A 10,342-nucleotide genomic window follows, 5' to 3' on the forward strand; every position below is an offset into this window, starting at 1 on the left:
ACTACTGCTCTATCTCAACCGCCGTCTTTCCGCTCTGCGGACTTACATTCTCACTGATAGGCTCCACTGTTTCTTCAGCAGTTTTACTTGCCGCAGTCTCGCCTGCACTTGCAGCGGTTGTTTCAGTCGGTGCCGGAGCAGGTGCCGCTTCAGTCAAGTTGTAACAAAGTACAGGGAATCCCGCATCCACATATTCATATAGCTGCTTTGCAACGGCAGGCGGTAAGTTGACACATCCGTGTGAACCTGAAGTCTTATATATCTGTCCGCCAAACGCACTTCTCCAAGGCGCATCGTGGAAACCTATACCGCCGTTAAAAGGCATCCAGTAATTTACAGGGGTTGAATAACCCTCACCCTTTAATGTGGCATTCCTTGTTCTGTATGTAAGCGGAAATGCTCCCGGAGGTGTGGTCCAGTTCTTTGAAACATTTCCCGATACAAAGTCACTTTCAAGTACCTTTGAACCGTTCTTTATAAGTATCATATGCTGTGCGGTAAGATTTACCTCCACATATGAATTACCGTAGTCGTTTTCACCGTGTGAAGCCGCTTTTCTTGAATACTCCGGTTCTCTCTTTGCAGTCTCACCGGCCTCTATAAGTGATCTTATGGCAGCCTTCTCTTTTTCTGTGTCTACCTTCCATCCGTATGATCCGCCTGTTATTGTAACTGTCGGACCGTATGATGTCTTTAAGGTCTTTGGCTTACCCACAGTATTGTAGGCATTTGATACCTTCTTTACAAATGAAGCTATTCCGTCATCTGATATGCTTACAGATCCGTCACTGTTCACAGTCAGCCAATTATGTATGGTATCACCGTTTAATACATTAAGCTTGTCATATGATATTCTGGCTGAAATATACTTGTTCAAATTTTTGAGTGCCGCATTCAAAGTAGGGTCATCAGACCTCTTTGCCGGCTTCTCATACAAATCATTATCCTCATAATCAAGATTTATCTCATTGTTGAGTGTAATAAGCTGACTCTTTATATACTCCTTGGCCTTTGCAATATCAATTGTATTGCCCTCAGTCTCAGGTATTATAGAGTATCCCGATCCCTGTACAAAGTCGGAAATCTTTGCATCTACAGGCTTTTCAAACTTTGACTCGTCAAGTGCCTTAAGTTTTGATACTGTATTTTCAAATTTGTCAGGATCTACGGTAAATGAAGACTGTATCTTCAAATCCTTTTTGCCGTTCATCTCGGCAATCCATGCCATGCTGTTTTGTTTGTTTAAAAGATTCTCCAGTGAATTATCCTTGACAAATGCAAGTCCGACATCGCTTCCCTTTATTATCTCATCATTGTTTCCTCTTGACTTTATTGTACTCTCAAAATTGTCAATCTGTTTTGACATCACCTGACGCACTTCATCTACAGTTTTCTCAGATGCGTCTATTCCGTTGATGACGGTATGTGGGAAAAATCTTGTTCTATATGTGTTGGCTTTCACAGTGTAAGCACCTACCACCGCTACAACACCGGCAACTATAACCCCCAGAGCGACTTTACTTCTTCTCTTTTTCTCTTTTTTACCTCTTTTTCTTGGTTGTTCTTTATTCTCAGACATACTACTCCTATCAAAGTGCTAACTTTTTATAATGTAAATCCATATAGCTGTTTATCTCCCTCTCAAGCTTATCCTTCTCGTCATCCCCCATATTGTCACATTGTATCACATTTACGGCTTCTTTTGCCATCTCAAATATATCATTATCGTTATATATATCCGCAACTCCGAAATCAAGTTCACCGCTCTGTGCCAATCCGAAAAGCTCCCCGGGACCTCGCAAAACCAAATCTTTGGAAGCAATATAAAATCCGTCATTCGAATTTCCTATTATCTCAAGTCTTTGCTTTGCCAATTTCGAGTTTGAAGTTCTTACAAATATCGCATATGACTGTAATCCGCTTCTTCCGACTCTTCCTCTAAGCTGATGCAAGGTCGCAAGTCCGAATCTCTCGGCATTTTCAATCATAATCACCGTAGCATTGGGAACATCCACTCCTACCTCGATTACGGTTGTCGACACTAAGATATCCGTCTCTTTATTTACATACCGGGACATTATATCATCTTTTTCTTTTTGATGCATTCGCCCATGTAACACTTCCACCTTACAATTTTGTGAAAATTTATCGGCTATTTTCTTACCGTAGTCCAATACATTCTCGGCTTCTATATTTTCACTTTCCTCAATCATCGGACATATGATATATGCCTGATGACCTTTTTTTATCTCAAGTAATATATGTTTGTAAGCTTTTTCTCTGTCATTTTCAGTAATTACGGCATTCTTTATCGGAAGTCTGCCTACAGGCTTTGACTCTATTGTGGAAATATCAAGGTCACCGTAGAGTATTATAGCAAGTGTCCTCGGTATCGGTGTAGCAGACATTACAAGCACATGCACATCTTCTCCCTTGTCTGAGAGTGTACTTCTTTGCCTTACTCCGAAACGATGTTGTTCATCCGTTACTACAAGTCCAAGTTTTTTGAACTTGACATTCTCGACAAGAAGTGCATGAGTGCCTATAACTATATCAAGTTCACCACTCTCTATCTTTTCATATGTGAGCAAATGTTCCTTCTTTGTCATAGACCCTGTAAGTATACCTACCTTAGGCGGATTATCAAGCCTGTTTAATATATCACACATAGACTTAAAATGCTGCTTTGCCAAAACTTCAGTCGGTACCATTACCACACCCTGAAATCCGGATCTCACAGCCATATAAAGGCAAATCAGCGCAACTACGGTCTTTCCCGAACCCACATCGCCCTGTATAAGCCTGTTTGCTACAGTTCCGCTTGACATATCATGTAAAATTTCTTCTATTACATTGTCTTGTGAATCGGTAAGTGTAAAAGGCAGCACGGATTTTATTTCATTCAATACGGCCTTGTCATTTGCTACTATATTTTTTGTTCTTACTCTAAGCCTTTTATCTTTTAAAAGTCTCATACCGTATAAAAATCTGAAAAAATCGTCAAACGACAGTCTCTTCTTTGCGGCAAAAAGACTTTCCCTATTCATCGGATTGTGAATGTTTTTTATAGCAACTTCCCTGTCCTCAAGTGAAAATCTTTTCACAATCGACTGTGGCAGATACTCTTTAAAATCCATCTCGGGAATATACTCAAATGCGGATTTTACAAGCTTTTCCATAGCATTGTTGTTGATGCCTGCAGTCAGCGCGTAAACAGGCTTGAAGCTTCCGATTTTTTTCTCATATTCCTCTACGGTATAAACAGTCGGATGTTCCAAAGTGTTTTTACTTCTCTTTGACATCTTACCTACAAAGACATAGCTCTCACCTGCTCTTAAAGTCATCCTTAAGTAAGCCGAGTTGTACCAAATCACATCTATTACATCTATATAATCTGTAAGCTTGGCTGTCAGTGCCTTTTTATTACTTCCGGCAAACGCAGGAGTCTTTGTAAGTGTTGCCTTGATTACAACATCCTCATCCCTGTTTATATCGCCAATTTTTGTGGGAGGCTTATACTCCAAATATCTTACAGGATAGTGCTTCAAAAGATCGTTTACAGTCCTTATACAAAGCTTATCCAAATACTGTGTTGTTTTTGCTCCCACGCCTTTTATGTTTTTTACAGATATATCCGGCATACATCTCCTAACAAAGTTTTAACTAGGTCATCAAATCAAAGACTTGATAAACCTAGTTATTAAGTAATTATTCTACAGATATAAAATAATAATAAACCGGCTGTCCGCCGTTATGTAACTCAAATTCAAGCTTAGGATACTTGCCAACAAGCTCGTCACAAAGCTTGGTCGCATCCTCCTCGCCGACATCGGCACCGTAGTAAAGACTTACAAGCTCGCTTGAATCATCTATCATGCTTGATACAGCCTTATCTACCGCAGAGTCGATACTCTTATCCACACCAATAATACCGCTGTCTCCAAGTGCCATAACATCGTTTTCATGTATCTCCACATCGTCAATAGTGGTATTTCGTACAGCATAGGTAATCTGTGCCGACTTCACATTGGCAATCTCTTCCTTGGCGTTTTCAAGATTCTCCTCGGCGCTTCTGTCCTCAGACAGGCTTATCATTGCGGTAATACCCTGCGGTATTGTCTTTGTAGGTATTACTACAACCTTTTTATTCTCTTCCAATTTTGCCGCCTGTTCAGCCGCCAAAATTATATTTTTATTGTTAGGTAAGATATATACGGTCTCGGCATTTAACTTATCAATTGCTTCTATGATATCCTCCGTACTCGGATTCATAGTCTGACCGCCTTCAACCACTATATCCACACCTATCTCCTTGAAAATAGAGGTAAGTCCGCTACCTGCGCTTACACTGATAACCCCCATTTTCTTTTTGTGGTTCTGCTCTTTGAGGATCTTATCCACACCCTTTATGACTCTTTCTCTATGCTCTTCACGCATATTGTCAATCTTTAAGTTGGTAAGCTCACCGAATGTGAGTCCCTTTTGAATGGCAAGTCCCGGGTCGTTTGTATGTACATGCACCTTAACCACTTCATCGTCGGCAACACATACCAAAGAATCTCCGATAGATGTAAGAAATTTTTTGAACTCCTCCTCATCCTTATCTGTAAACTCTTTTTTCAAATTCACTATAAACTCGGTACAGTATCCGAACTTAATATCCGCAGTATCAATATCATCCCTTGCAGCTCCGCTTACGGCTGACGCCTTACCGGAAAGTACAACATCTCCAAGTTCTATTATATTGCCCTTAAGTCCTTCAAGGATACCGTGGAGTATAACCATAAGTCCCTGACCGCCGGAGTCCACAACTCCCGCTTTCTTAAGTACAGGCAACATCTCAGGTGTCTGCTTTAGAGTTTCATCTCCGCATTTTAATACTTCCTCTAAAAACGGGATAATATCATCAAAATTGTCATATATTTCAAGTGCCTTCTCGCCCATAGCCTTGGCTACTGTAAGGATTGTACCTTCTTTCGGCTTCATTACCGCCTTATATGCTGTCTCACTAGCCTTATCAAAAGCAAGTGCAAGTTCAAACACATCTATAGTCTGCGATTCTTTTAAAATCTTTGCCGCTCCTCGAAAAAGCTGTGAAAGTATAACGCCTGAGTTTCCTCTGGCTCCGCGAAGTGAACCCTGCGCTATGGCCTTACAAAGTGTAGCTATATCATCACTCTGTTCAGCAGCCAAATTCTTTGCCGCCGACATTATAGTCATTGTCATATTTGTACCGGTATCTCCGTCAGGAACCGGAAAAACATTCAATTCGTTTATCCACTCCTTTTTAGCCTCCAAGCTTTTGGCTCCTGTTATAAAAGCACTTCTCAGTGATTGTGCATCAATCTGCTCTAGACTCACAAAAAATCCTCCTTAGTCTATTATTCGTACACCTTCTACGAATATATTCATTTTCTTTACTTCCATTCCTGTGAAATTTTCCGCTTTATATTTTATAGTTTCTATCAGATTCTGAGTTATCGCACTGATACTTAAACCATATGCAACTATGATATGAAAATCCAAAACAAGCTTGTTGTCCTCTATTTTTATACTGATGCCCTTTGTCATACTCTCTCTCTTAAGGAGCCTTGCAATACCGTCTGTCACGGAGACTGCCGCCATACCTACTATACCGAAGCACTCGACAGCCTGCATTCCGACATAGAATGCTATAACGTCCGGATTTATACTTATTTGACCAAGATTTGTATTGATTTGCCCTTTATTCATATAACCCTCCAATCATATTTGTCAAAAGACCTTTATTTTTTGTGGCACTGCCACCTAACTATGAAAGAATAAATATTTCGTAGTTTATATATAACCTAAAGTCCGAAAATTGCCTACTTAAGACATATCTCGGATACTTAATCATACCATTTTTTTATGATAAAGACAATGCAAGCTTTTAGCTTGGTAAACTGCCGCCTGTTTTGAAATTTTTATCCCTTAATATATTTTTTGTAGTACAATAGAAATATCATTTTTATAGAAGGTTGTTTATGGAATACAAGTTTGGTAAAAATAAAAATATTTTCTTTCTCGGTGTAAGAGACGGTATACCCATTGCTTTAGGTTACTTTGCAGTATCGTTTTCACTCGGTATAATGGCTACCAAATCGGGACTTTCCCCGCTTCAAGCGCTTGTTGCAAGCTTTTTAAACAATGCTTCGGCAGGAGAATATGCCGGATTCTCAATGATTGCCATATCCTCATCCTATATAGAGATTGCCGTTATCACACTGATAGCAAATGCAAGATACCTTTTAATGAGTATTGCACTCAGTCAGAGGATAAGAAAGGGCACACCGCTTCATCATATTTTGATAATAGCGCATCTTTTGACTGATGAAATATTTGCAGTATCCATTGCAAGACCCGGAGATATCAACCCCTATTACACATTCGGAGTAATACTTACAGCTTCACCGGCATGGGCTTTCGGAACCTTCTTCGGTGCGGTTGCAGGCAATATCCTTCCGATAAGACTTGTCTCGGCTTTCAGCGTTGCACTCTACGGAATGTTTATTGCAATTATTATACCTGCAGCCAAGTCCGACAAAGTAATACTTTCACTTGTAGTTGTAAGCTTTTTACTCAGCTATATATTTTCCTTTGATTTTTTCAAAATATCCGAAGGAATAAAGACTATATTACTTACAATTGTAATATCCGCCTTCGGAGCAATATTTTTCCCGTTGAAGAATGGAGACAGTAATGAATAAATGGATATATATCTTTATAATGTTTGCAGTAACTTATCTTATCAGAGTGCTTCCGCTCACACTTATAAGGAAAAAATTGAAAAATACCTTTATCAGGTCATTCTTATACTATGTGCCTTATGTTACGCTCTCAGTAATGACTTTCCCTGCCATATTACATGCAACCATGTCAAAAACTTCAGGTCTTATAAGTTTTATTGTGGGAATCATTGCCGCATGGTTTGGAGCCAATCTTTTCAAAGTAGCAATTTTATGCTGCACTTTGGTATTTGTAATTGAATATTTTATTGCATAAAAAAGCCGACACAAAAGTGTCAGCTTTTTTAATCAGCCTCTAAACCTGTATCCGACACCCCAAATTGTTTCTATAAATTGAGGCTTGGAGCTGTCAAGTTCTATTTTTTCTCTGATATTTTTGATATGCACTGTAACCGTTGAGATATCACCCATTGACTCAAGTCCCCAAACTTCTCTAAAGAGATCTTCCTTGGAATATACCTTGTTCGGATGCTCAGCCAAAAATCTGAGTATGTCAAATTCCTTTGCGGTCAATGTTCTTTCCTTATCATAGCACCAAACTCTTCTTGAGCTTGAATCTATCTTAAGTTCTCTAATTTCTATAATATCTCTGTTGGCTGCCGCAACACCTGCCAGCCTGTCATATCTTGTTATATGCGCCTTCACTCTGGCTACAAGCTCACTTGGTGAAAAAGGCTTAGTCATATAGTCGTCAGCACCAAGTCCCAAACCTCTTATCTTATCAATATCGTTTTTCTTTGCACTGACCATCACGATAGGTATTTCCTTGGTTGCCCTTATACGCCTGCATATCTCGTATCCGTCTAATCCGGGCAACATCAAATCCAATAGTACCAAATCATAATCTTCACTCAATGCTTTATCAAGTCCTTCTTTTCCGTCAGTTGAAATATCCACCTCAAAGCCGGAAATCTCAAGATAATCTCTCTCCAGCTCCGCTATGCTTACTTCATCTTCAATTATAAGAACTTTGCCCATTTTATATCTCCTACTTTTTTAAAACTATATCTATATCCGTTCCTACTCCTGATTTTGATATAGCAACAACACTACCTTCATGATTCTCTATCACCTTTTTCACGATAGATAAACCTATACCGCTGCCACCAAGCTTGGTATTTCTTGATGCATCACTTCTGTAAAATCTCTCAAATATATGAGGCAAATCCTTTTCATCTATACCTCTTCCGTTATCTGAGATTCTTATATTTATAGCATCCATAGTCTCTTTGACTCTGAAGTGGATTTCGGGATCTTCCTTATCCATATACTTCACCGCATTGGCCACTATATTATTCAAGGCCCTCTTTATCTGTTCTCTGTCAATATCTATCACAGTATCGGCATCGACATTGGCACTATATGAGAAATTTATTTTGATGGTATCCAGTTCAAGGTACAAATCCTTCACATAGTCATCGAAAAATTCTTTGACATTTGTCTTTTCAAAGTTATACGAAAACTCATTTCCTGCAACCCTTGAATAATAAAGCAATTCATCAATCAACTTAGTCATATCGTTTGTCTTATTGTATATAGTGGTCAAGTAATCTCTGACCTTTTGCGGTGAGGAGGCGACTCCGTCAAGTATACCTTCCACATAACCTCTGATAGCCGTAAGCGGTGTCTTCAAATCATGTGAAATATTACTCACAAGCTCTCTTGCCGCATTTTCGGAAAGAATCTTCTCCTCCTCATTTTCCTTTATCATCCAATTCATAATCAAAATTACCGTCGGCAATCTTTTTGGTGGCTATACGCATCTTATCAAGCGGCACCAAAATCCTTTTATAGATCCAGAACCACATAACAATCGCAATAACATCTATGACACATGCAAGGATTGTAAGCCATAGGTCTACATCCCTTGCAGTTTCATAGTTTATACTATATATCAAAAGTATTGACGGTACAACAATTACAAGACAAACTACCGAAAATAAACCGGAGCCGATTTTCATTAGATACCCTTCTTAAGCTCCTCTACCTTGTCAAGTCTCTCCCATGGAAGGTTGAGGTCATCTCTTCCGAAATGTCCGTAAGCTGCAGTCTGCTTAAATATAGGCTTTCTAAGATCAAGCATCTTTATTATTCCTGTAGGTCTTAAATCGAAATGCTTTCTGATAAGCTCAACTATAGCACTGTCGCTTATCTTACCTGTGCCGAATGTATCTACAGATATTGATGTAGGATGTGCTACACCGATAGCATAAGACAACTGTATCTCACATTTCTTTGCAAACCCTGCCGCTACTATATTCTTTGCAACATATCTTGCCGCATAAGCTGCAGATCTGTCCACCTTTGTGCTGTCCTTTCCTGAGAAAGCACCACCGCCATGTCTCGCATAGCCTCCATAGGTGTCAACTATTATCTTTCTTCCTGTAAGACCTGAATCTCCGTGAGGTCCGCCTATAACAAATCTTCCTGTAGGGTTGATAAAGTACTTTGTATTCTCATCCACCATATCCTGAGGAATGATCTCGTCAAATACATATTTCTTTATATCCTTATGTATCTGCTCCTGTGTCACATCTTCATCATGCTGTGTGGAAAGCACTACGGTATCTATCCTTACAGGCTTACCTTCCTCATCATACTCTACAGTAACCTGTGTCTTACCGTCAGGTCTGAGATACTTAAGTGTACCGTCTTTTCTTACCTGTGTAAGTTTCTTTGCAAGGTTGTGAGCAAGATATATAGGATACGGCATATATTCCTTTGTTTCGTCTGTAGCATATCCGAACATAAGTCCCTGGTCACCTGCACCGTTATCCTCATCTTCTTTGTCGGTAAACTCTCTTGACTCTAATGCCTTGTCTACACCCATCGCAATATCCTTTGACTGTTCGTCAAGTGCTACAAGCACACTGCAGGTGTCACAGTCAAAGCCGTACTTTGCTCTGTCATAACCTATCTCTCTTACAGTCTCTCTTACTATCTTTTGGATATCTACTGTGGCCTTTGATGAGATTTCTCCCATTACAAGCACCATTCCTGTAGTTGTAGCCGTCTCACAAGCCACTCTTGAATCCGGGTCCGCACCCAAATATGCATCCAATATTGCATCCGATATCTGATCGCACATCTTGTCAGGATGTCCTTCTGTAACTGATTCTGAAGTAAAAAGTCTTCTCTCTTCCATCTTTCTCCTATCTTTTTACACTTATATAAACCTTAGAATATAAACTAAACAATCAAGTATATCTGGTATTAAAAAAGTCCACCAAACGGTGGACTAAGGCTTCCACTCATTGCTCGATTTCTCGCTCAGGTTGGCACCTTCCTAAAAGGGGTTGCCGTGACATCACAGATCCTTAACTCTCCGTCACTCTTAATAAGTGTATATATAATACCCATATGGGCAAATTTATTTTGTTGCAACCATAGTATACCATTTTCATATAGTTATGTAAATACGTAATTTAAAACTGCTGCAAATATTTCAGTTTCCAGGATAAGACCAAACTTTGCACTTCAGTAAAATAAGGGGCTGTCGCACTAAGTGATTAGTGTGCATCCTCTTTTTAATAAAAAAAAATTACAGCCGGACTTAGAAAAGTTCGGCTGATGGT

10 protein-coding genes and 1 riboswitch are annotated in these 10,342 nt (G+C 39.5%); of the genes, 2 read left to right on the forward strand and 8 right to left on the reverse strand.

The genetic code is table 11. From position 1 onward, the window contains the following. Position 1: 1 nt before the first annotated feature. From ACO6FI_RS09795 to ACO6FI_RS09810, 4 genes are all read right to left on the reverse strand, one after another. Positions 2–1,579 carry a L,D-transpeptidase family protein gene (locus ACO6FI_RS09795; RefSeq protein ID WP_485457172.1) on the reverse strand — a complete coding sequence of 526 codons (1,578 nt, stop codon included), beginning with the start codon at positions 1,577–1,579 and terminating at the stop codon, positions 2–4. A 10-nt stretch (positions 1,580–1,589) separates the two neighbouring features. Continuing rightward, on the reverse strand, positions 1,590–3,641 hold the full coding sequence (recG, locus tag ACO6FI_RS09800; protein WP_485457173.1) for an ATP-dependent DNA helicase RecG: 2,052 nt from the start codon (positions 3,639–3,641) through the stop codon (positions 1,590–1,592). A 67-nt stretch (positions 3,642–3,708) separates the two neighbouring features. Continuing rightward, the gene (locus ACO6FI_RS09805; protein ID WP_485457174.1) at positions 3,709–5,361 is read right to left on the reverse strand and encodes a DAK2 domain-containing protein; all 1,653 of its coding nucleotides are present in this window, start codon (positions 5,359–5,361) and stop codon (positions 3,709–3,711) included. A gap of 12 nt (positions 5,362–5,373) precedes the next feature. Then, the gene (locus ACO6FI_RS09810; protein WP_485457175.1) at positions 5,374–5,733 is read right to left on the reverse strand and encodes an Asp23/Gls24 family envelope stress response protein; all 360 of its coding nucleotides are present in this window, start codon (positions 5,731–5,733) and stop codon (positions 5,374–5,376) included. 272 nt (positions 5,734–6,005) lie between these two features. On the opposite strand from ACO6FI_RS09810, the gene ACO6FI_RS09815 reads away from it, so the two are divergent. Both ACO6FI_RS09815 and ACO6FI_RS09820 read left to right on the forward strand, forming a co-directional pair. Then, on the forward strand, positions 6,006–6,728 hold the full coding sequence (locus ACO6FI_RS09815; protein WP_485457176.1) for an AzlC family ABC transporter permease: 723 nt from the start codon (positions 6,006–6,008) through the stop codon (positions 6,726–6,728). Further along, the gene (locus ACO6FI_RS09820; protein ID WP_485457177.1) at positions 6,721–7,023 is read left to right on the forward strand and encodes an AzlD domain-containing protein; all 303 of its coding nucleotides are present in this window, start codon (positions 6,721–6,723) and stop codon (positions 7,021–7,023) included. Before ACO6FI_RS09815 ends, ACO6FI_RS09820 begins: the two co-directional genes overlap by 8 nt. A 32-nt stretch (positions 7,024–7,055) precedes the next feature. On the opposite strand, the gene ACO6FI_RS09825 is transcribed toward ACO6FI_RS09820, so the two are convergent. From ACO6FI_RS09825 to metK, 4 genes are read right to left on the reverse strand one after another with little or no spacing between them, the layout of a single operon-like run. After that, positions 7,056–7,745 (reverse strand): response regulator transcription factor, encoded by a 690-nt coding sequence (locus ACO6FI_RS09825; protein WP_124952280.1) that lies wholly within the window; start codon positions 7,743–7,745, stop codon positions 7,056–7,058. A 10-nt stretch (positions 7,746–7,755) separates the two neighbouring features. Beyond that, positions 7,756–8,487 carry a sensor histidine kinase gene (locus tag ACO6FI_RS09830; RefSeq protein WP_485457178.1) on the reverse strand — a complete coding sequence of 244 codons (732 nt, stop codon included), beginning with the start codon at positions 8,485–8,487 and terminating at the stop codon, positions 7,756–7,758. Continuing rightward, entirely contained in the window at positions 8,462–8,728 is a 267-nt protein-coding gene (locus ACO6FI_RS09835; RefSeq protein ID WP_485457179.1) for a HAMP domain-containing protein, read from the reverse strand. The genes ACO6FI_RS09830 and ACO6FI_RS09835 overlap by 26 nt, the downstream gene beginning before the upstream one ends. Then, entirely contained in the window at positions 8,728–9,912 is a 1,185-nt protein-coding gene (gene metK / locus ACO6FI_RS09840; RefSeq protein ID WP_485457180.1) for a methionine adenosyltransferase, read from the reverse strand. Before metK ends, ACO6FI_RS09835 begins: the two co-directional genes overlap by 1 nt. Before the next feature lie 103 nt (positions 9,913–10,015). Then, a riboswitch (SAM riboswitch) is annotated at positions 10,016–10,111 on the reverse strand. Positions 10,112–10,342 lie beyond the last annotated feature (231 nt).

The organism is Lachnoanaerobaculum sp. (assembly GCF_057250505.1).

What these genes read in the sequence shown, in the direction of transcription:
- ACO6FI_RS09795 (WP_485457172.1), bottom strand. Translation starts at nt 1,579, where the DNA reads ATGTCTGAGAATAAAGAACAACCAAGAAAAAGAGGTAAAAAAGAGAAA.
- recG (WP_485457173.1), bottom strand. Translation starts at nt 3,641, where the DNA reads ATGCCGGATATATCTGTAAAAAACATAAAAGGCGTGGGAGCAAAAACA.
- ACO6FI_RS09810 (WP_485457175.1), bottom strand. Translation starts at nt 5,733, where the DNA reads ATGAATAAAGGGCAAATCAATACAAATCTTGGTCAAATAAGTATAAAT.
- ACO6FI_RS09815 (WP_485457176.1), top strand. Translation starts at nt 6,006, where the DNA reads ATGGAATACAAGTTTGGTAAAAATAAAAATATTTTCTTTCTCGGTGTA.
- ACO6FI_RS09820 (WP_485457177.1), top strand. Translation starts at nt 6,721, where the DNA reads ATGAATAAATGGATATATATCTTTATAATGTTTGCAGTAACTTATCTT.
- ACO6FI_RS09825 (WP_124952280.1), bottom strand. Translation starts at nt 7,745, where the DNA reads ATGGGCAAAGTTCTTATAATTGAAGATGAAGTAAGCATAGCGGAGCTG.
- ACO6FI_RS09830 (WP_485457178.1), bottom strand. Translation starts at nt 8,487, where the DNA reads ATGAATTGGATGATAAAGGAAAATGAGGAGGAGAAGATTCTTTCCGAA.
- ACO6FI_RS09835 (WP_485457179.1), bottom strand. Translation starts at nt 8,728, where the DNA reads ATGAAAATCGGCTCCGGTTTATTTTCGGTAGTTTGTCTTGTAATTGTT.
- metK (WP_485457180.1), bottom strand. Translation starts at nt 9,912, where the DNA reads ATGGAAGAGAGAAGACTTTTTACTTCAGAATCAGTTACAGAAGGACAT.